Origin of the sequence: Pedococcus ginsenosidimutans (genome assembly GCF_039544395.1) — a bacterium.
Classification (GTDB): Bacteria; Actinomycetota; Actinomycetes; order Actinomycetales; family Dermatophilaceae; genus Pedococcus; species Pedococcus ginsenosidimutans.
In genome coordinates this window covers 595,609-616,731 of the sequence record NZ_BAABLO010000001.1, presented here as the reverse complement: position 1 = coordinate 616,731, position 21,123 = coordinate 595,609, and the positions used below count along the sequence as shown (strand labels likewise).

The following is a 21,123-nucleotide window of genomic DNA, read 5'->3' as shown; positions in this document are numbered from 1 at the left end:
GGTGCCGTCGCCCTCTTCGACCGGCCGCGCGACGGAGGCGCCGGGCGGCCCCGCCGCCCACGCCCTCGCCGACGCCGAACCCTCGGTGTTCTGGCTCGACCACCCCGACCGTCCGGCGCCCCGACCAGCCCTCGACACCAGCACGAGCGCCGACCTCGTCGTGGTCGGCGGCGGCTACACCGGCCTGTGGACCGCGCTGCTCGCCAAGGAGGCGGACCCCTCACGCGACGTCCTGCTCCTGGAGGCCGGGCGCATCGGGTGGGCGGCCTCGGGCCGCAACGGCGGCTTCTGCTCCGCGAGCCTCACCCACGGTGAGGCCAACGGCCGCGAACGCTGGCCCGCAGAGTACGAGCAGCTGCACCGCCTGGGCCTCGCGAACCTCGACGCGATCGAGGAGACCGTGCAGCGCCACGGCATCGAGTGCGACTTCCGCCGGTCCGGCGAGCTCACGGTCGCCACCGCACCGCACCAGGTCGACTGGCTGCGCGAGGACCTCGGCACGGGCACGTTCCTCGACCGCGACGCCATCCGGGCCGAGCTCGACTCGCCGACCTACCTCGCCGGTGTCCACACCCCCGACGAGACGGCGATGGTCGACCCGGCGCGCCTCGCGTGGGGACTCGCCGCGGCGGCGGAGTCGGCCGGGGTCCGCGTCGTCGAGGGCACCAAGGTGACCGGGCTCGAGCGCGACAGGGCCGGGGTGCTGCTGCGCACCGAGAGCGGTCACGACGTGCGCGCGGCCCGAGTCGCGTTGGGCACCAACGCCTTTCCGTCCCTCCTGCGCCGCACCCGGCTGCACACGGTGCCGGTCTACGACTACGTGCTCATGACCGAACCCCTGAGCGCCGAGCAGCTCGCCTCCATCGGGTGGGGCTCGCGGGCCGGGGTCGGGGACATGGCCAACCAGTTCCACTACTACCGGCTCACCGAGGACAACCGCATCCTCTGGGGCGGCTACGACGCGATCTACCACCTGGGCAGGCGCGTGCGGCCGTCGAACGACCAGCGGCCCCAGACCTTCGAGCGCCTGGCCAGCCACTTCTTCGAGACCTTCCCCCAGCTCGAGGGACTGCGGTTCAGCCACCGGTGGGGAGGGGCCATCGACACCTGCACCCGGTTCTGCGCCTTCTACGGCTCGGCGTTCGACGGCCGGGTCGCGTACGCCCTGGGCTACACCGGCCTCGGGGTCGGGGCGTCGCGGTTCGGTGCGGCCGTGGTCCTCGACCTGCTCGACGGCGCCGACACCGAGCGCACCCGCCTGCAGATGGTGCGCGAGAAGCCGCTGCCGTTCCCGCCGGAACCGTTGGCCTACGCGGGGATCCAGCTGACCCGGTGGTCGCTGGCCCGGGCCGACGAGCGCGACGGGCAGCGCAACGCCTGGCTGCGTACCCTCGACCGCCTCGGCCTCGGCTTCGACTCCTGACCCCTCACCTCCCTGGCTTTGGGGGCTCGAGCGCGCGCATTCCCGAGCGCTGCAGCACCCAAAAGCAGGGGCAGCGGGGACAGCAGGGGCAGCAGGAGCAGTAGCGGCGGCAGGGACAGCAGGAGGGTGCGGGTAGGAGGGGGCGAGTGGTGGGCGCGAGGAGGGTCGGTCAGAGGCGCTGCAGTGCCCGCTCGACGAGCAGCGGCACCGACGTGCCCACCCGGTCGTAGCCCTCGCCCATCGACCGGCCCGCCAGGTAGCGCGCGTGCACGCCCTCGAGGATCACGGCCAGGCGGAAGTCGGTGAAGGCGCGGTAGTAGTCCAGGCCCGATACGTCGCGGCCGGTCGCGGCGGCATACCGGTGTGCGATCTCGTCGGTCGTCGGAAAGCCCTCGTGGGCGGTGAGGCCCGCCGCCACGGGCACCGCGCTGCCGTCCTCGCCGGGGCCGGAGTAGTAGGTGAGCCACGTCGCGAGGTCGGCCAGCGGGTCGCCGAGCGTGCTCAGCTCCCAGTCGACCACCGCTGCGACGGTGGGCCGGCCGCCCTCCTCGGCGACGAGGGTGTTGTCGAGCCGGTAGTCGCCGTGGACGAGCGTGACCTCGCCGCCGAGCGGGCGCTGGGCGTCCAGGGCCCGGATGAGGTCGTCCATGGCCGGCAGGTCGCGGGTGCGACTGGCCTCCCACTGACCGCTCCAGCGACGGATCTGGCGCTCGAGGTAGCCGTCTGGCCGGCCGAAGTCGCGCAGGCCGGTCGTGTCGAGGTCGACGGCGTGGATCGCCGCGAGCACCTCGACGAGCGAGTCGGACAGCTGGTCGCGTTGTGCCGCAGTGAGATCCGTGGTCTGTGCCGGGTCGCGGTAGACGGTGCCCTCGACGAGCGCCATGACGTAGAACGGCGCCCCCACCACGTCGGCGTCGGTGGTCGCGGCGAGCACCTCGGGCACCGGCACCGACGTGGGCCAGAGCGCCGACAGCACCCTCGACTCGCGACCCATGTCGTGGGCGCTGGGGAGCAGCCTGCCCAGGGGTGGGCGCCGGACGATGACCGTGGCGGTGGGGCTGGCCACGCGGTAGGTGAGGTTGGACAGACCCCCCGACACCACCTCGGCGGTCCAGTCGGGCCCCAGGCCAGGTACGGCGTCGGCGGCCCAGCGGGTGAACGGCTCCCGCGGCAGCCCGGGGACCTCCTCGGCACCCTGCGCGCCACTCGGCGACGGCGCTGGTACCCCGTCGGGCCGGGTCATGCGCGCGGCTCCCGGTTCGCGACCCGCTCGGCGGCCCTGCGGGCCGCCCGCCTGGCGATCGACATCTTGTGGACCTCGGTCGCGCCGTCGTAGATGCGGAACGACCGGATGTCGCGGTAGATCCGGCCGAGGACGAGCTCCTCCGAGGTGCCCATGCCCCCGGCCAGCTGGACCGCGCGGTCGACGACCCGGCAGGCCGCCTCGCTGGCGAACACCTTGGTGCGCGAGGACTGCTCGCTGCTGCGCTGTCCCTCGGCGATCGCCCAGGAGGCGTGCCACACCATGGAGCGAGCCGCGTCGAGGTCGATCTCGTTCTCGGCGATGAGCGCCTGCGCCATGCCGAGGTCGGACAGCGTCGAGCCGAACAGCTCACGGCCGACCGCGCGCTCGACCGCGATGTCGTGCGCGCGCCGGGCGGCGCCCAGCCAGCGCATGCAGTGCGTCAGCCGTGCGGGGGCGAGGCGCACCTGGGCGCTCTGGAAGCCCTTGCCGACCTCCCCGAGCACGTGGTCGTCGGGGACGAAGCAGTCGCGCAGGGCGACCCGGCAGTGACCACCGACGCCCGTCGCGTCGATGGTGTCGATGTGCTCGCCCACGACGAACCCCGGGTTGTCCGCGTCGACGAGGAACATCGTCGCGCCCTGCGGGACGTCGTCACCCTCGTTGAGGGCCATGACGATCGAGAAGGCCGCCCCGTCGGCGCCGGTGATGAGCCACTTGTCGCCGTTGACGACCCAGCCGCCGTCCGTGCGACGGGCGCGTGTCCTCAGGGCGGAGGGGTCGGACCCGGCCCCGGGCGGCGGCTCGGTCATCGAGAAGCAGGACCGCACCTCGCCGGCGACGAGCGGCTCGAGGTACTTCTCCTTCTGCGCGGCGGACCCGGTCATGTGGAGCAGGTGGATGTTGCCCTCGTCGGGAGCGGCGCAGTTGAGCGCGAGCGGGCCGAGCAGCGAGTAGCCGGCTTCCTCGAGCAGCACGGCCGACTCGTCGAACCGGAAGCCGCCACCCCCGAGCTCCTTCGGCGCCTGGGGGGCGAACACCCCAGCGGCCTTTGCCTTGGCCTGCAGCTCCACGCGCAGGGCGTCGGTCATCCCCTCGGCGAACACGCGCTGCTCGAGCGGCACGACCTCGCTCGCGACGAACTCCTCGACCCGGCGACGCTGCTGCTCGACGGCTGGGCTCATGCTGAAGTCAAAGGCCACGTCCCGACCCTACCCAGCGACCGCCCGCGGTGACCGGGAACGGGGCGGTGGGGGCCGGTGCGAGGATGGCGCGGTGACGATCCCGGAGCCGCAGGCCCTGACCCTGCCCCGTACGCCGCCGCTGGTGCTGAGGGGCCGCACGTTCGATGCCTCGGCGCCGGCCGTGATGGGCATCATCAACCGCACCCGCGACTCGTTCTTCGCGGGCAACCGGCACGCCGACCTGGACTCCGCCAAGAGGGCCCTCGACCAGGCGGTCGAGGCGGGGGCGGACATCGTCGACGTCGGCGGTGTGCGCGCCGGGCAGGAGGGTGAGCACGTCTCCGCGCAGGAGGAGGTCGACCGCGTCGTCCCGTTCCTCGAGCATGCCCGCGCCACCTACCCGGACCTCGTGCTGAGCCTGGACACGTGGCGCAGCGAGGTGGCGCAGGAGGCGGGTCGGCACGGGCTCGACCTCGTCAACGACACCTGGGCCGGTCACGACCCAGAGCTCGTCCACGTGGCCGCGCGCATCGGTGCCGGCGTGGTCTGCTCGCACACCGGCGGCCTGCCCCCGCGGACCGACCCCGTGCACGTCACGTACGGCCCGGACCCCCTCGACGTCGTCCGGGACGTCCTGCGCACGCTCGCCGACGGCGCCCGGGCCGCCGTCGAGGCCGGCGTCCCGGCCGAGCGCGTCCTCATCGACCCCACCCTCGACTTCGGGAAGACGACGGCGCACTCCCTGGTGGTCCTGCGGCACACGGCCGACCTCGCGCAGCTGGGCTACCCGGTCCTGCAGGCCTTGTCGCGCAAGGACTTCGTGGGGGAGTCCCTGGGCGTCGAGGTCGACGACCGGCTCGAGGGGACCCTGGCTGCGACGGCCGTGGCCGCGTGGCTCGGCGCGACGGTGTTCCGCGCCCATGACGTCCGGGCGACCCGTCGCGTCGTGGACATGGTCGCCACCATCCGCGGCGACCGGGCACCGGTGCGGGCGGTCCGCGGCGTCTGACCCGGCCGCTGACTGCCGGGGCCGGGGCCACCGGCGCCGACGCCGCCAACACCCGGCCGCGTCCGCACCCAACGTGCCCCCAACCGCGTCCGACGGCACCCAACGCCCTTCAGCGCCACCACTGGTGACTCCTGCCCGTTTCATCCATCAGCCGAACGGCCAGCGTCTGCATGGGATGTTCGGACTTTCCTCCAATCGGTCCGCTCGTCCCGATTCCCGCCCCTACCGTCCTGACCTGCGGCTTTCCCGCCGTTCGGGCTCAGGGGCTTCTTCAGGGGTGTGTGTGATGGCAGGTCAATTCTCGGTGCGTTTCCGCGCGTTTGGCACCGGTCGTCGGGTAGTGGCGGTCGCAGGCGCTGCGGCGCTCGTGCTGGCGGGCACCGCGCCTGTCGCCGACGCCGCCTCGGTCAACGCCGCCACGATCAGCGGTGGGAGTGGAACCGCCACGGTCGGCGGAACGCTGTACGCCAAGCAGGGCGGCGCCCTGACCATCGACCTGACCACGGACACCAGCCAGTGCGTGGACGTGGTCAACGCCGGGGGGACCACCGTCGCCCGTCAGACGTCCGCGTCCAACCGCACCTCGTGGAGCTTCTCCTCGAGCGGCTACCCCGGCCTCGTCCCGGCCGGCGGCAACGGTCCCGTGAAGTTCACGTTCGTGGCCTGGCGCAACGTGAACGGCCAGGGCAACTGCACCGCCAACGCAGGCGAGAGCGGCACCTCGGTCTCCTACGTCCTGGACAACACCGGCCCGACCCTCACGCCCGTCTTCACCCCGGCGGTAGTCCCCGGCACCTGGGCCACCAAGGACACCACCGTCACGTGGAGCGCCACCGACCCGCAGGCCGCCGCCGGTGTCGCGGGCTCCGGATTCGCGTCGCAGCCCACCGCTTCGACGACCTACACCACCAGCAAGACCTACGCCCTCACCGCCCCGGCGTTCACCGACCGGCTCGGCAACGTGGGCACCGGTAGCGGGACCCTGCGACTCGACAAGGACGCGCCCTCGATCGTCGGCTCGCGCACGCCGGCCGCCAACGGCTTCGGGTGGAACAACTCGCCCGTGACCGCGAGCTTCGCGTGCCAGGACGTGCCGGCGACGGACGGGTCCGGCCTCACCGCCGGCGGATGCCCGAGCCCCACGGTCGTGGGCAGCACCACCGACTCGTCCAAGGACGTCACGGGCGGCTCGGTCACCGGCTCCGTCACCGACGTGGCCGGCAACACCGCCTCGGCCACCGTCACCGGGATCAACGTCGACACCGTCGCGCCGACCCTGACCGGTGCCGCCCCGCTCGGCCCCAACACCAACGGCTGGTACCGCGACGACGTCACCGTGCACTGGACCGCTGCAGACGCCCGCTCCGGCCTGGACGCCGCGACCGTCCCCGCCGACGCCACGGTCACGGGTGAGGGGAGCAACCTGACGGTCAGCGCCTCGGTCGCCGACAAGGCCGGCAACACCGCCAGCGCCGTCAGCGCGCCCGTGCGCATCGACCGCACGGCTCCCGTGACAGCCATCAGCGGTACCTCCAACGACTGGACCAGCGCGGGGTCGGTAGCGGTGAACCTGTCCCCGAGCGACGCCCTCTCGCAGGTGGCCTCGACGACGTACCGCGTCGACGGTGGCGCCCCGCAGAGCGGCACCTCGTTCTCCCTCACCACCGAGGGTGACCACACGATCACCTACAGCAGCACCGACAAGGCCGGGAACGTCGAGGCCACCCGCACCGCGCACGTGAAGATCGACCGCACGGCGCCGTCGATCTCGCACGCCTTCACCCCGAGCAGCTACACCGACAGCGCCTGGACCAACGCCACCAAGGTCACCGTGACCTTCACCTGCACCGACGGCGGCTCCGGCGTCGGCTCCTGCACCGCCCCGGTGGACGTGACCGGCGAGGGCGCCGCCCAGGCCGTGAACGGGACGGCGCGCGACAACGCCGGAAACACGGCCACGGTTACCGCGACCGTCAGCATCGACCGCACGCCGCCCACCGTCGTCGCGTCGGCCGACCGCTCGCCCAACGGCAACGGCTGGTACGGCGACGACGTCACCGTCAGCTTCGCCTGCGCGGACCAGGCGGGGCTCTCCGGCATCGCGACCTGCCCCGCCAGCACCACCCTCGGCCAGGGTGCGGGCCAGCACGTCAGCGGTACGGCCGCCGATGTCGCCGGCAACACCGCGAGCACCACGCTCGACCACCTCGACGTCGACAAGACGGCGCCGGTCCTGACCGGCGCCGCGACCACCGCGCCCAACGCGGCCGGCTGGTACGACAACAGCGTCACCGTCCACTGGATCTGCTCCGACGCGCTGTCCGGCATCGACGGCGCCTGCCCCTCCGACAGCACCGTGTCGGGTGAGGGGAGCAACCTCGGTGCGGTCGCGACCGTGGCCGACCGCGCGGGCAACACGCGCACGGCCTCCGTCCTCGGCCTGAAGGTCGACACGACCGCACCGGTCACCACGGCCTCGGTCTCCGAGCCGCTGGCCACCGGCTGGTTCGCCGACAAGGCGCGCGTCACCCTCGCCGGCAGCGACAACCTCTCGGGTGTCGCGAAGACCTGGTACTCGGTGGACGGCGGCCCCGCCGCCGCCTACGCCGGGGCGTTCGACTACGGCACCCCGGGCACCCACACCATCACGTTCTGGAGCGTGGACGCCGCCGGCAACGTCGAGGACGCCACCACCTCCGGCCACACCGTCACCGTGAAGATCGACGGCATCAAGCCCACGATCTCGGGCTCCGCGACCCCGGCGCCCAACGCCCACGGCTGGAACAACACCGACGTCACCGTCGCCTTCAGCTGCGCCGACGCCGAGAGCGGTATCGCCGACTGCACGAAGGACACCGTCCTCGACCAGGACGGCGCCGACCAGTACGTCACGGGGACCGCGACCGACCACGGCGGCAACAGCGACACCGCCACCGTCGGCCCGGTCAACGTCGACAAGACCCAGCCCACCCTCGCGGGTGCAGCGACGACCGCGCCCAACGCGAACGGCTGGTACCGCGGCGACGTCACCGTCCACTGGACGGCCGGCGACGCGACCTCGGGTGTGGACGGCACCACCGCCCCCGCCGACTCCGTCGTGACGGGTGAGGGGTCCGACCTGACGGCCGGCCCGGTCTCGGTGTCCGACCTCGCCGGCAACTCGCGCTCGGCCACGCTGTCCGGCCTCAAGGTCGACCGCACCAAGCCGACGATCGCCGGGGCCACCACCACCGCGCCCAACGCTGCCGGCTGGTACCACGACGACGTCACGGTCGCGTGGACGTGTGACGACGCCCTGTCCGGCATCGCGACGGGCGCGTGCCCTGACACGACCACGGTCGGCGGTGAGGGCAGCGACCTGTCCGCCACGGCATCCGTGAGCGACCGCGCCGACAACGGTGCCAGCGCCTCCGTGGCCGGGATCAAGATCGACCGCACCCCCCCGAGCACGGCGATCTCGGCGCCGTCGGGCTGGAGCAACAAGGCCGTCACGCTGTCGTTCTCGGCGACGGACAACCTGTCCGGTGTCGCGAAGACCTTCTCCTCCGTCAACGGCGGCGACGCCGTCGAGGGCGACTCGGCGACTTTCACCCAGGAGGGCGTCTATGAGGTCGAGGTCTGGAGCGTCGACGAGGCCGGGAACCGCGAGACGCCGAAGAGCGCCACGGTGAGCATCGACCTGAGCGCGCCGACCATCACGCACACGCAGTCCCCTGCCGCGAACGACAACGGCTGGAACCGGACCGACGTGCGAGTCACCTTCAGCTGCAACGACACCGGCGGCTCGGGCATCAAGTCCTGCACCGCGCCCGTCGACGTCACCACGGAGGGTCACCAGGTCCCGGTCCCCGGCCACGCCGAGGACGAGGCCGGCAACACGGCTGACGACCCGGCCACGGTGAGCATCGACAAGACCGACCCGACCATCGTCGGTGCGCCGGACCGCGAGCCCAACGGCCACGGCTGGTACGACGCGCCGGTGACGGTGAGCTTCTCCTGCGCCGACCAGGACCTCCTGTCGGGCGTGGCCAGCTGCTCGGCCCCCGTCACCCGCGGTGAGGGCGCTGCCCAGTCCGCCGACGGCACCGCCGAGGACGCGGCCGGCAACTCGGCCTCCGCCACGGTGGACGGGCTGAACGTCGACGTGACGGCCCCGACGCTGTCCGGTCGGGCCACGACCGAGCCGAACGCGGCCGGCTGGTACCGCTCGGACGTCCCGGTCGAGTGGACCTGCGGCGACGCGCTGTCGGGTCTCGAGGACGACTGCCCCGGCGCGAGCACGGTCAAGGGTGAGGGTGCAGACCTGTCGGCCACCACCACGGTCCGCGACCTCGCCGGCAACAGCACCACCGCCGCGGTCACCGGCCTCAAGATCGACCGCAGCGCCCCCCGCACGACCGCCTCGCTCCGCGCGGTGGACAGCGCCAACGGCTGGTACGGCTCCGGCGTGACCGTCACGCTGGCCCCCACCGACACGCTGTCGCAGGTCGCCTCGACCTGGTACCGCGTCGACGGCGGCACGGCCAAGGCCTACACGGCTCCGTTCACGCAGGGGCTCGAGGGCGTCCACACCGTGACGTTCTGGAGCGTCGACAACGCCGGCAACGTCGAGGACGAGACGGCCGACGCCAACACGGTCACCGTGCGCGTCGACACGACCGCCCCCGGCGTCACCGGTTCGCGGACCCCGGCGGGCAACGCCTTCGGCTGGAACAACGGCCCCGTGACCGTGAGCTTCACGTGCGACGACACCGACGGCTCCGGGGTGGCCTCGTGCGCCGACCCGACCACGCTGTCGGCGGAGGGCGCGGGCCAGGCCGTCACCGGGCACGCCGTCGACAACGTCGGCAACAGCTCGTCAGCGACGGTGGAGGACGTCGACATCGACCTCACCAACCCGTCCCTCGCGGGCACGGCGACGACCGACCCGAACGGCAACGGCTGGTACCGCGGCGACGTCGTCGTCCACTGGACCTGCTCCGACGCCCTCTCGGGCATCGACGGGGACTGCCCGGCCGACAGCACGGTGAGCGGCGAGGGCGTCGACCTGTCGGTGAGCCGCTCCGTCTCTGACAAGGCCGGCAACGCCACGACCGCCACGGTCGCCGGGCTGCACGTCGACCGCACGGGGCCGGTGACCACGGTCTCCGCTCCGTCCGGCTGACAGCAGCACGGGGTGACCCTGGACGTCACGGCCACCGACAACCTCTCAGGCGTCGCCTCGACCTGGTACACGGTCAACGGTGGCCAGCCGCAGAAGGGCAACGCCATCTCGCTCACGGCTGACGGGACCTACTCCCTCTCCTTCTGGAGCGTGGACGAGGCCGGCAACGAGGGCGTGCACGGCACCGGCACGGTGCAGGTCGACCAGACCGCGCCGACCATCACGCACACCATCACGCCGCAGCCGAACGCTGCGCTGTGGAACAACGCCGACGCCACCGTGCACTTCGTCTGCGATGACGCCACCTCGGGCGTCAAGAGCTGCACGAGCGACTCCGTCGTCACCCAAGAGGCTGCCGGCACCCAGGTCGTCGGCACCGCCGTCGACGTGGCGGGCAACTCCAGCTCAGACACTGCGACGGTGAACCTCGACAAGAGCAAGCCCACTGTGTCGGGTGCCGCGGACCGCAAGCCCAACGCCAACGGCTGGTACGGCGACGACGTCACCGTGACGTTCACCTGCGCGGACCAGGCAGGCCTGTCCGGCGTCGCCGACTGCAGCGCCGCGTCGACGCTCTCCGAGGGCGCGAACCAGTCGGTGAAGGGCACCGCCACCGACCGTGCCGGCAACACCGACTCCACCACGGTCGGCGGCATCGACGTCGACAAGACCAAGCCCGTCCTGACGGGTGCGGTCACGACCCGGCCGAACGCCGGTGGGTGGTACCGCGGTGACGTCGTCGTCCACTGGACCTGCTCGGACGCGCTCTCCGGCATCGACGGGGACTGCCCCGCCGACAGCACGGTCAAGGGCGAGGGCGACAACCTGTCGGCCTCGGCCACGGTGGTGGACAAGGCGGGCAACTCCAAGTCGGCGACCGTGTCCGGCATCAAGATCGACCGCACCGCACCGGTGACGACGGGCTCGGTGCCCGCGGCCCCGTACGCGACTGGTTGGTACGACAGCCCGGTCACCGTGACGCTCTCGGCGTCGGACGACCGCTCGGGTGTGGCCTCGACCGCCTACAGCGTGGACGGCGGTGCCCCGAAGACCTACGGCCAGCCGTTCGCGGTCGGCAAGGGTGTCCACACGGTCACCTGGTGGAGCTCGGACGTCGCGGGCAACGTCGAGGACCGCACGGCCGACGGGCACAGCCTCGTCGTCAGGGTCGACGACCTCGCCCCGACCATCAGCGGCGCTGCGGACCGACAGCCGAACACCAACGGCTGGTACGCCGGTCCGGTTACCGTCCGCTTCACCTGCGCCGACGCGCAGACCGCGGTCGACGGCACCTGCGGCCCGGACCGGACGCTGTCCGCTGACGGCGCCGGCCAGTCGGTGACCGGCACGGTCAAGGACAAGGCAGGCAACACCGCCAGCGCCACGGTCGCGCCGATCAACATCGACCAGACCAACCCGGTGTTCGCGCCCTACCAGGGCACGACGGCCTACACGGTCGGGCAGAAGGTGGTCGAGCCGATTTGCGGCACGCGCGCCAGTGACGCGCTGTCCGGCCTGGCCGGCTGCGTCCTCACCTCGCGGACCGGTTCGGCGACGACCAACCCGGGTGGTGTGGGCGACCTCGTCTACACCTTCATGGCGACGGACAAGGCGGGGAACACGGCGACCCAGGTCGTCACCCTCCACGTCGGGTACGGCTGGGCGGGCTTCCTCCAGCCGGTCACCAACACCGCGCACGACCTCGGGACGGCGAGCACCTTCAAGGCCGGCAGCACCGTGCCGATGAAGTTCGTCCTCAAGGACGCGAGCGGCACGGTGAGGCAGGCGGCGTACGCACCGATGTGGCTCGCGCCGGTGGACCTCGGCACGACCGCGACCTCCGGGGCCGGCACCGTCACCGGTGACGCCGGCACCGTGGGCGGCTCGTACAAGTACGACTCGGGCCAGTACATCTACACGTGGCAGACGCCGAAGTCCGGTGCAGGCCACTACTACCGGGTCGGCGTGCAGCTCGACAGCGGTGACGTCTACACGACGCTCATCAAGCTCAGCTGACGGGCGCACCCGTCACGGGTCCGGTTCGACGGGCTCGACCCTGCGGGGTCGGGTCCGCCGGGCCGGGCCCGTCGGCCTGCCCGGAGCACGCGAAGGGGTGCGGGACCGGGGCAGAAAATGACTCGCATCGGTCTCCACGATTCGCATCCTGCGTGCTAGCGTCTGTCGCGGTTGCATCAAGCAGTTCCTCGCAGAGGTCGACGAAGTGCCCGCCCTAGCACCACCAGAGCGGGCCTTTTTCATCTGAGGGCGGGCATGTCTCGTCGGTGGGGTTGTGTACGGCAGCCGGGGGCCTCGCAAAGTGCGTGGTTCCAATGGCTACGAAGGAAAGAGTTACCCCATGGCACAGGGAACCGTTAAGTGGTTCAACGCTGAGAAGGGCTTCGGCTTCATCGCCCAGGACGGCGGCGGCCCGGACGTGTTCGTCCACTACTCGGCGATCGACTCCTCGGGCTACCGCTCGCTGGACGAGGCGCAGCGCGTGGAGTTCGAGGTCACCCAGGGCCCGAAGGGCCCGCAGGCTGACGCCGTTCGCCCGATCTGATCCGAGGACTGCTCAACCACGGTCTTCAGCGAGGCCCCCACCGGATGCCGGTGGGGGCCTCGTTCTGTCTGTCGCCGGGAGCAGGCACCGCCACGAGCGTGGCCGGGCTCCGGGCTCAGCGCCCTACTTCTTGGCCAGTGCGGTGAGGAAGTCCTTGACGACGGGTGCGGCGACGGTGCCGCCGCTCTTGCCCTTCTCCACGAGGGCCGCGAACGCCACCCCGCCCTGGTAGCCGACGAACCACGCGTGGGTCTCCGGCGGGTTCGCCGACCCGAACTCCGCGGTGCCCGTCTTGCCCCGGACCGCGCCGCCGGGGGCGTCGCGCAGGACGCCTCCGGTGCCGCCGGTGACGACCTGCCGCATGAGCTCGCGCAGCTGCGCCACCGCGGCCGTGTCGAGCGGCTTCGCGGCGCCGTCCGCGCCGGCCGGGGCCGGCTCGGTCACCAGGGTCGGCGGTACGGCGCTGCCCCTGGCCACCGACGCGGCGAGGGTCGCGAGGGCGAGGGGCGAGGTGAGGTTGCGGCCCTGCCCGATCATGGCCGACGCCTTGTCGGTCTTGCCGTTGTTGGTCGGCACGCTCGCGTCGAACACGTTGCCGACCCCGACTCCCTTGGCCCAGCCGGTGAGGCCGAGGGCGGTCGCGGCCTTGCTGAGGTCGCTGTCGCCGAGGTCTGTCGACAGGCTCACGAACGCGGTGTTGCAGGAGTGCGCGAAGTCGGTGGCGAAGTCCGGGGCGCCGAAGGACTCGCCCTCGTAGTTCTTGTAGGAGCGGCCGTCGACGACGAACTTCTCCGGGCAGTCGACGGGTGTCGTCGGCTTGACCTTGCCGCTGGTGAGCAGGGCGTAGGTGCTGACGATCTTGAACGCCGACCCGGGCGGGTACTGGCCGGTGAGCGCACGGTCGAAACCGAGGGCCGGTGAGTTGGCGGAGGCGAGGACGCCACCGGTCCTGACGTCGACCGCGACGAGGGCCGACGGCACCGAGCCGGTGCCCGCGACGGCCGACTCCGCTGCCGCCTGCACGGTCGGGGAGAGTGTCGTCTTCACGTCGGTGCCGGCGACCGCCGCCTTGCTGAAGAGGGGGGCGTCGGGCTTGGCGCTGGAGGTCACCTGCACCCCCGGCGTGCCGGCGAGCTGGGCGTCGTAACGGCCCTGCAGCCCGCTGGTGCCCGCGTAGTCGCCGGCGACGTAGCGGCCCTTGCTCGCGCTGACCTGCTCCGCGTTCACCGGGCCGTACGACCCGAGCAGGGGCTGGCCGAACGTCCGCGTGCGAGCCAGTGGCTGATCACGGACCGGGTAGATGATGCCCTTGAGGTTGTCGAGCGCGGCCCTGCGCTGCTGGAAGTCGGACTCGCGGTAGGTGATCACGGCGATCGGTGACTTGCTGCCGCTCTTCGTGGCTGCTTCGAGCTTCGCGACGAGCGAGCCGGCGGGTTCGTCGACGATCTTCTCGAGCTGGCGGACGGTCGCGGCGGTGGCGCGGCTCGGGTCGATCTGCACGGGGTAGACCTTGCCGATCGGCATGAGCGGCTGGCCGTCCCGGTCCAGCAGGTCACCGCGCTGGCCCCAGGTCCGCGAGGCGGCGAGCGTTGCGCCCGTGGGGAGCCCGGGTGCCCAGGCCGCACCGGCCGTCGGCAGGCTGACGGCCCACTTCCCGCCGGAGCCGGCGGGCTTCGCCGTCACGGGGACGTCATAGGTCCATGGGACGCCACCGGGCAACGTCCACGTCACGCCGAGGGTCGAGGTGGCGCGCTCGCCCTTGCGGGTCACCGTGCCGGGGTCGACCTTCACCGGGCCGCTGCCCAGTCCCTTGGTGGCCGTGGTGAAGGACTCCTGCACCGCCTGGGCGGTCGTGCCGGCGAACCTCGCCCCTGCCTTGGGGAACGACCGCTGCGCCCAACCGCTGGCGAAGGCGTCGACGGCCGCTGCAGCCTCGCGGTCCGCCTTCTTCGCGGCCTCGGACTGCTGCCACCACAGCCCCCCTCCTGCGGCCGCTGCCACGACGACGAGAGCTGCCACCGACCCCACCACTGCACGTCTGTCCATGCACCCATCCAACAGCACGTGCCTCGGATGCCCTGTCCGGTTTGTCCGTCGGAGGCAACCAAACCGGGGTCCCGGACGTCAGGGAGGTGGACGCGTACCGGGTGAGACCCTCAGGTTGCGCCCGTACACTCGGCGGGGCGATGCGCCGCCCAGCCACCCCCGGTGGCGTGATCGATCCAGAGAGGTACACGTGAGCGAGCCCACCCACGGCTCTGCGCAGGGTGACGAGCCCGGCCAGGACGCCAGTGCCGGCCACGAGGCCACTGACGGCCAGCAGGGCACCGGCCGGCGCGCGGACCGCCATGCGGGCAGGACCCACCGCCACCCGTGGCTGCGCCGGGTCGCGTTCGGCGTCTCCGCCCTCCTCGTGGTCGTGCTCGTGCTGGGTGTCGCCGCCTACATCAAGCTCAACGGCAACATCGACCGGGTCGACATCAGCAGCGCGCTCGGTGAGCGCCCCAAGCAGGTCGCCACGGCGGACGCCAAGACCAAGCTCAAGGCCGTCAACATCATGGTGATCGGCTCTGACAGCCGCGGCTCGGGCAGCAGCATCGTGGGTGCGCGTTCCGACACCAACCTCGTCGTCCACCTCTCCGCCGACCGGAAGTCGGCCATCGTCGTGTCGATCCCGCGGGACTCGATGACGATGGCGCCGCGCGACTGCAAGAACCTCAACGACACGGTCCAGAACGGCGTGATCCGCCAGTGGAACGCGAACTTCCAGGACGGTGGCGAGGCCTGCACGATCCGCACCTTCGAGGGCCTCACCGACATCTACATCGACCACTTCGTCATCATCGACTTCCGCGGGTTCCAGCAGATGGTCGACGCCCTCGGCGGGGTGACGGTCTGCACTCCGGTCGCGATCAACGACCGGGACGCGCAGCTGACGCTGCCGGCCGGCAGGACCAAGGTCAACGGCAAGCAGGCGCTGGGCTACGTCCGCGTCCGCCACGGGATCGGCGACGGCTCCGACCTCGGCCGGATCGACCGCCAGCAGGCGTTCCTGTCCTCGGTGATCCAGGAGGCGACGAAGTCCTCGCTGCTGCTGCGTCCCGACAAGCTGTTCCGCTTCCTCGACGCCGCCACCGGTGCGATGACGACCGACAAGGGTCTCGACACCGGTGAGATGAAGGACATCGCCCAGAGCGTGGCGCGGATCGGCACCGACCAGATCCGCTTCGTCAAGCTGCCGACGCGTCCCTACCCGGCCGACACCAACCGGGTGGAGTGGCTTCCCTCCGCCGACGCGATCTGGAAGGCGATCCGCGAGGACCAGCCGCTGCCCGGCACCAAGCCCCCGGCTGGCACCCCGAAGCCGACGCCCTCGACGACCAGTGCGGCCGCGCTCACCGTGGCCCCCAGCAAGATCTCGGTGCGGGTCACCAACGACTCCGGCGTCCCCGGGCTCGCCAAGCAGGCGGCCGCGGAGCTGCAGACCGAGGGCTTCAAGGTCGCGACCTACCTCACCGGCACCGGCACCCCGACCGAGGGCGTCGTCGTCCGCTACGGACCCGGCCAGGAGGAGGCCGCCCGCACGGTCGCCGCCGTGTACCCGGGCGCGAAGCTCAAGGCGGACGCCACGCTCGGTTCCACCATCGAGCTGAGCATGGGCCTGAACTCGCCCAAGGCGGTCGAGATCCCGAACCGCGAGGGCACGCAGCCACTGCCGAAGCCCACGGTCACCGCGACCGGCACCCCGAGCACGGCGGCGACGATCCCGGCGCGCACGGCCAACCAGGACATCTGCAGCTGACGGTGGTCCCCCCGGGCACACGCCCCGGGGGGTCGCTTTGCTCCGGCGCGCGGGCTCCGGATACCCTGTGCGGGCTCGGTCGACCTGTCGTCCGGGTGTGGAGACGTCGCCTAGTCCGGTCTATGGCGCCGCACTGCTAATGCGGTTTGGGTTTATCGCCCATCGAGGGTTCAAATCCCTCCGTCTCCGCACGAGAACGAGGAAGGACCCGACGAGCTTCTCGTCGGGTCCTTCTTCGGTTTCTGGATCGCGCGGGAGTCTCGCTAGTAGGTGTCCCCCCGGCGCCACGCCATCTCCTGCAGCTCGAACGAGTTGCCGTCGGGATCCGCGAAGTCCGCGCCCTTGACGCCGCCACCGAAGTCGCGGACCTCACCCACCGCCACGCCCTGCCGCAGCAGCTCCTCGCGCGCCTCGGCGACGTCCTCCACCACCAGGTGCAGCCCCCGAGCGCTCCCGGGTTCGCCCCGGTAGACGTCGAGCCCGGTCCCGAAGCCGATGGAGCACCCGGACCCCGGCGGCGTCAGCTGGACGACGCGGATGCCGTCGGCGGGCTGGACGTCGACGTCCTTGGTGAAGCCGAGCTGCTCGGTGTAGAAGGCGATCGACCTGTCCACGTCGGAGACGGGCAGCGGTACGAGCTCCAGCTTCATCTGCATCGGGACTGTCCTGTTCCTCGTGGATGGTGTGCGCCATCCTCGCAGGCGCCGCGCCGGAAGTCGTCCGTTCGGCCGGGACCCGACGGGTACGGCGCGTGCTCGCCGATCCGGTGCGACATCCTGTCGCGACCGCCCCGAGGAGAGCCATGTCCGAGCAGATGCACCACCCCTACGCACCGAGCCAGCCACCGGGCCAGCCACCGAACCAACCACCGAACGAGGCGCAGTACGAGGGGCAGAACCAGGCCCAGCCCCCGTACGCACCGCTCGCCGGCCCCGGCCACCCGTACCCGTACCCCGCGCCCGGGCAGGTCTGGAACCAGGCCGGCCAGCAGCCCTTCGGTGCGCCGCCCCGGCAGCGCAACGGGCTGGCCGTCACGGCCATCGTGATGAGTGCGGTGGCGCTGCTGGCCTCGCTGGGCGTGGTCGCGTTCATCGCGGTCGGCGTCGCGGGCGGCGGGTCGGGCGTGCTCACCGGGCAGGTGGCACCGGCCGGCGGAGCCGTCTCCAGCGGCGTGCTCGTACCGGCTCTCACCACGGTGATCGAGGACGACGGGGGTTCCGTCGAGCAGGTCAGCTGCCCGGACTCCTCGGCCGTGGGTCAGGGGCTCGTGACCGTGTGCCACGGCTCCGTGGACGGCTTCGACTGGACGGGCATCGTGGTGTTCGAGGACTCTTCGGGCACGTTCACCCTCCAGGAGCTCTGAGGCTCCGCCCGGAACATCCACGTCCGCATCGCGACGAACCGTACGGCGGTCGACAGGGCGGTCGCGGCGGCGACGACGGTGGTCTGCAGCACGGTCGGCGGCGAGGTGACCAGCAGGTGCAGGAGCCCGAGGCCGCCGGCCGTCAGGAGCCAGGTGACCCCGAAGAGGGCGAGACCCTGCGCCTGGTGGCGGAACGCCCCGCGCCCCTGGACGCCGAACGTCCAGCGGCGGTTGAGGGCGGTGTTGGCGACGGTGGCCACCAGCAGGGCGACGAGGTTGGCGGACTGCGCTGCGGTGCCGCCGCTGCGCAGGGCGGCGAAGAGCCCCAGGTGCACGACGGTGCTCACCACACCCACCACCGCGAACCGCTGGAGCTGCTGCCAGGTGCGTCTGCCGGCGGTGCCGCGGCCGATGCGGCGCGCGATGTCGTCCAGCGGCAGCTGCCCCGAGGCGAGCGCCCGTCGCAGGCGCCGCACCCCCCGCAGGTCGTCCATCGCGGTCCCGACGACGTCGACGCGCGAGTCGGGGTCGTCGAACCAGTCGACCGGCACCTCGTGGATCCGCAGCCCGCTGCGCTCGGCCAGGACCAGCAGCTCGGTGTCGAAGAACCAGGTGGTGTCCTCGACCAGCGGCAGCAGCTCTGCCGCCACGTCGGCGCGGATCGCCTTGAACCCGCACTGCGCATCGGTGAACCGCGCGCCGAGCGCTCCCCGGAGCAGGAGGTTGTAGCAGCGGGAGACGACCTCACGCCTGGAGCCCCGCACGACCCGTGAGCCACGGGCCAGGCGTGAGCCGATGGCGAGGTCGGAGTGGCCCGACATGAGCGGGGCCACCAGGGGCCACAGGGCATCGAGGTCGGTCGAGAGGTCGACGTCCATGTAGGCGAGGATCGGTGCGTCGGAGGCGAGCCACACCGCCTTGAGGGCTCGGCCACGACCCTTCTGGTCGAGCCGGGCCACGGCCACGCCGGGGAGCTCGGCCACCAGCCCCGACGCGACCTCGACGGTAGCGTCGGTGCTGGCGTTGTCGGCCACCGTGATCCGGAACGGGTAGGGGAAGGTCTGCACCAGGTGCTCGTGCAGCCGCCGGACGCAGGCCGCCACCGTGTGCTGCTCGTTGTGGACGGGGACCACGACGTCGAGAACGGGTGCCACCACGGGTGGGGTGCTCATGGCCGGCCTCAGGTCGTCTGGGCGGTGGTCGCCCCGGTGGTCGTGGCAGTGGACCCGGACAGCGGCTGCGTGAGGTCGTAGAACGTCGAGCCGCCGATGGTGACGGAGGTGAAGTTCGCGGCCACCCAGGTCGAGATCTCCGACCCGGTGCCCGAGCCGCCCATGCCCCCACCCGGACCGCCACCCTGTCCGCCGCCCTGTCCGCCGCCGGCGGCGAAGTAGTGGATGTCGCCGTCCGCGACGTACTGCTGGAACTGCGACAGCGTCGGGGACGGGTCGCTGCCGTTGAAGCCGCCGATCGCCATCACGGGGAGCCCTGTGCCCAGCTGGAGCCCCGCCGCGTTCTGCGAGCCGATCGCAGCGGCCACCCAGCGGTAGGAGCCGGCATCTGCGCTGAGCGCCGAGACCACCTCGGTCGAGGGCGTGCTGGCGTCGAGCAGGCCACCCATGCCGCCGGCTGCGCCGGGTCCGCCCTGGGCCGTGCCGGTACCCGTACCGGTGCCCCCCTGCGTACCCGTGGTGCCACCGTTGGCGGCGGCGCCCGTCCCGCCCCGGGTCGCCCCGGGCGGGGTGCCCAGCGCGCCACCGGGGCCACCACCGGGCGCACCGCCGCCCGGGCCTCCGCGACCCGTGGACGGGCCGGCGGTCACGATGGAACCGGTGTGGGCGGTGCCCACGGTCTGGATGCTGTACGCCGCGGGGCCGGCCAGGGCGGCCACCAGGGCGCCGGCGACGACCACGGGGACCCAGCGGCGGTGCAGCTGGGTGACGGCCAGCAGCAGGAATGCGCTCGCCATGCCGACCACGAGGACCGCGATGCGGAGCCAGCTCTGCCAGTCGGTGCGCGACAGGAGGATGAACGACCACGTCGCAGCTGCGGCCGTCGCGCTCGCGAGGGTGATGGAGCCGATCGGGCGGTGGCGGTTCTCCCAGGCCTCACCGGCCCCCATGCCGACGACGGCCGCGACCGCCGGGGCGAGGGCCACGGTGTAGTACTCGTGGAAGATGCCGGCCATGAAGGAGAAGGTCAGCGCGGTGACGAGCAGCCAGCCGCCCCAGACGACGTACGCAGCGCGGCGGCCGTCGGTGCGCGGAGCGCGGCCTCGCAGGACCAAGCCCACGGCGAGCAGGATGAGCGCGGACGGGATGAGCCAGGAGATCTGTCCGCCGATCGAGGTGCTGAACATCCGACCGATGCCCGTGGCCCCCCAGCCGTTGCCGCCACCGACCGAGCCCGTCTCGTTGCCGCTGATGCGTCCGAGGCCGTTGTAGCCGAAGGTGACCGACAGGAACGAGTTGTCCTGGCTGCCGCCGATCCAGGGCCGCATGCTCGCCGGGACGAGCTCGACGACCGCCACCCACCAGCCCGCCGACAGCACCATGGCCGCCGTGCCCATCAGCGCGCCGACGATCCTGCGTCGCAGGGTCGTGTCGGCGAACAGGAGGTAGGCGAGGCCGAACGCCGGGACGACGAGCAGGACCTGCAGCGCCTTGGTCAGGAAGCCGAGGCCGATGAGGACGCCGACGACCGTGAACCAGCGGGGCGACCCCTGCTCGATCGACTTCATGGTCGCCCAGGCGCCCAGGGCCATGAGGAGGACGAGCAGCGCGTCCGGGTTGTTGAACCGGAACATCAGGACGGCCACCGGGGTCAGGGCCATCACGAGGCCGCCCACCAGACCCGCAACGGCGCCGAAGTGGCGGCGGACCGTGGCGTGGACGACACCGACGGTGGCCACGCCCATGAGGACCTCGGGCATGAGGATCGCGAACGAGCTGAGCCCGAACACCCGCACCGACAGCGCCATGACCCACAGCGAGGCCGGGGGCTTGTCGACGGTGATCGAGTTGCCGGCGTCGGAGGAGCCGTAGAAGAAGGCCTCCCAGCTCTTGCTGCCGGCCTGGACGGCGGCCGAGTAGAACGAGTTCGCGTAGCCGCTCGAGGTCAGGTCGTAGAAGTAGAGGAGGGCGGTGGCCACGAGCAGACCCAGCATCGCGGGGCGGGCCCAGGAGGGGTCCTCCTCGTGTCCGCGCCACAGGCGCTGGAGACGGCTGGGTGCGGTCGGGCCCGCCTGCACGGTGGTGGCGCGGGGGAGGGCGGGGGTGCCGTCGGCCGCTTCGCGGTGGAGGGTCATGGTGTCCATGGCTCCCACGGTCGGGCCGGTCACTGTGCGGTGGCTGTGCCACCCCTGAGCCGCGGTAG

General features: G+C 72.2%; 13 protein-coding genes and 1 tRNA gene. 8 read left to right on the top strand and 6 right to left on the bottom strand.

Annotated elements, in window-relative coordinates; genetic code table 11:
* Position 1 precedes the first annotated feature (1 nt).
* A complete protein-coding gene (locus tag ABEA42_RS03055; RefSeq protein WP_345501085.1) occupies positions 2–1,423 on the top strand; it encodes an NAD(P)/FAD-dependent oxidoreductase in 1,422 nt (473 codons plus the stop codon).
* Positions 1,424–1,592: 169 nt separating this feature from the next.
* Here the strand turns inward: ABEA42_RS03055 and ABEA42_RS03050 are convergent, their stop codons facing one another.
* Entirely contained in the window at positions 1,593–2,666 is a 1,074-nt protein-coding gene (locus tag ABEA42_RS03050; RefSeq protein ID WP_345501083.1) for a phosphotransferase family protein, read from the bottom strand.
* Positions 2,663–3,868 (bottom strand): acyl-CoA dehydrogenase family protein, encoded by a 1,206-nt coding sequence (locus tag ABEA42_RS03045; RefSeq protein ID WP_345501082.1) that lies wholly within the window; start codon positions 3,866–3,868, stop codon positions 2,663–2,665. Before ABEA42_RS03045 ends, ABEA42_RS03050 begins: the two co-directional genes overlap by 4 nt.
* Before the next feature lie 73 nt (positions 3,869–3,941).
* On the opposite strand from ABEA42_RS03045, the gene folP reads away from it, so the two are divergent.
* The 4 genes from folP (at position 3,942) to ABEA42_RS03025 (ending at position 12,583) form a co-directional block, all read left to right on the top strand.
* The gene (gene folP / locus ABEA42_RS03040) at positions 3,942–4,859 is read left to right on the top strand and encodes a dihydropteroate synthase (protein WP_345501081.1); all 918 of its coding nucleotides are present in this window, start codon (positions 3,942–3,944) and stop codon (positions 4,857–4,859) included.
* Positions 4,860–5,199: 340 nt separating this feature from the next.
* Complete coding sequence (locus tag ABEA42_RS03035; RefSeq protein WP_345501079.1) at positions 5,200–10,023, top strand: beta strand repeat-containing protein; 4,824 nt, start codon at positions 5,200–5,202, stop codon at positions 10,021–10,023.
* 12 nt (positions 10,024–10,035) lie between these two features.
* Positions 10,036–12,039, top strand: coding sequence for an OmpL47-type beta-barrel domain-containing protein (locus ABEA42_RS03030; RefSeq protein ID WP_345501077.1), 2,004 nt, complete (start codon positions 10,036–10,038; stop codon positions 12,037–12,039).
* Positions 12,040–12,379: 340 nt separating this feature from the next.
* The gene (locus ABEA42_RS03025) at positions 12,380–12,583 is read left to right on the top strand and encodes a cold-shock protein (RefSeq protein WP_056915917.1); all 204 of its coding nucleotides are present in this window, start codon (positions 12,380–12,382) and stop codon (positions 12,581–12,583) included.
* A gap of 123 nt (positions 12,584–12,706) precedes the next feature.
* Here ABEA42_RS03025 and ABEA42_RS03020 read toward each other — a convergent pair whose 3' ends face one another.
* The gene (locus ABEA42_RS03020) at positions 12,707–14,629 is read right to left on the bottom strand and encodes a penicillin-binding transpeptidase domain-containing protein (RefSeq protein ID WP_345501076.1); all 1,923 of its coding nucleotides are present in this window, start codon (positions 14,627–14,629) and stop codon (positions 12,707–12,709) included.
* A gap of 190 nt (positions 14,630–14,819) precedes the next feature.
* Between ABEA42_RS03020 and ABEA42_RS03015 the strand changes: the two genes are divergently transcribed.
* Together ABEA42_RS03015 and ABEA42_RS03010 are read left to right on the top strand one after the other, a co-directional pair.
* Positions 14,820–16,385 (top strand): LCP family protein, encoded by a 1,566-nt coding sequence (locus ABEA42_RS03015; protein WP_345501074.1) that lies wholly within the window; start codon positions 14,820–14,822, stop codon positions 16,383–16,385.
* A 99-nt stretch (positions 16,386–16,484) separates the two neighbouring features.
* A tRNA-Ser gene (locus ABEA42_RS03010) sits at positions 16,485–16,574 on the top strand.
* Positions 16,575–16,648: 74 nt separating this feature from the next.
* On the opposite strand, the gene ABEA42_RS03005 is transcribed toward ABEA42_RS03010, so the two are convergent.
* Positions 16,649–17,041, bottom strand: coding sequence for a VOC family protein (locus ABEA42_RS03005; protein ID WP_345501072.1), 393 nt, complete (start codon positions 17,039–17,041; stop codon positions 16,649–16,651).
* Between the two features lie 146 nt (positions 17,042–17,187).
* Between ABEA42_RS03005 and ABEA42_RS03000 the strand changes: the two genes are divergently transcribed.
* Complete coding sequence (locus ABEA42_RS03000; RefSeq protein ID WP_345501070.1) at positions 17,188–17,748, top strand: hypothetical protein; 561 nt, start codon at positions 17,188–17,190, stop codon at positions 17,746–17,748.
* Here the strand turns inward: ABEA42_RS03000 and ABEA42_RS02995 are convergent.
* Both ABEA42_RS02995 and ABEA42_RS02990 read right to left on the bottom strand, forming a co-directional pair.
* Complete coding sequence (locus ABEA42_RS02995; protein ID WP_345501069.1) at positions 17,643–18,920, bottom strand: bifunctional glycosyltransferase family 2/GtrA family protein; 1,278 nt, start codon at positions 18,918–18,920, stop codon at positions 17,643–17,645. The genes ABEA42_RS03000 and ABEA42_RS02995 overlap by 106 nt on opposite strands.
* 8 nt (positions 18,921–18,928) lie before the next feature.
* Positions 18,929–21,064, bottom strand: a complete 2,136-nt coding sequence (locus tag ABEA42_RS02990) for an ArnT family glycosyltransferase (protein WP_345501068.1) — start codon at positions 21,062–21,064, stop codon at positions 18,929–18,931.
* Between the last annotated feature and the right edge of the window lie 59 nt (positions 21,065–21,123).

Coding starts and splice junctions, on each gene's coding strand:
- ABEA42_RS03050 (WP_345501083.1), bottom strand. CDS start 2,666: ATGACCCGGCCCGACGGGGTACCAGCGCCGTCGCCGAGTGGCGCGCAG.
- ABEA42_RS03025 (WP_056915917.1), top strand. CDS start 12,380: ATGGCACAGGGAACCGTTAAGTGGTTCAACGCTGAGAAGGGCTTCGGC.
- ABEA42_RS03020 (WP_345501076.1), bottom strand. CDS start 14,629: ATGGACAGACGTGCAGTGGTGGGGTCGGTGGCAGCTCTCGTCGTCGTG.
- ABEA42_RS03005 (WP_345501072.1), bottom strand. CDS start 17,041: ATGCAGATGAAGCTGGAGCTCGTACCGCTGCCCGTCTCCGACGTGGAC.
- ABEA42_RS03000 (WP_345501070.1), top strand. CDS start 17,188: ATGTCCGAGCAGATGCACCACCCCTACGCACCGAGCCAGCCACCGGGC.
- ABEA42_RS02995 (WP_345501069.1), bottom strand. CDS start 18,920: ATGAGCACCCCACCCGTGGTGGCACCCGTTCTCGACGTCGTGGTCCCC.
- ABEA42_RS02990 (WP_345501068.1), bottom strand. CDS start 21,064: ATGGACACCATGACCCTCCACCGCGAAGCGGCCGACGGCACCCCCGCC.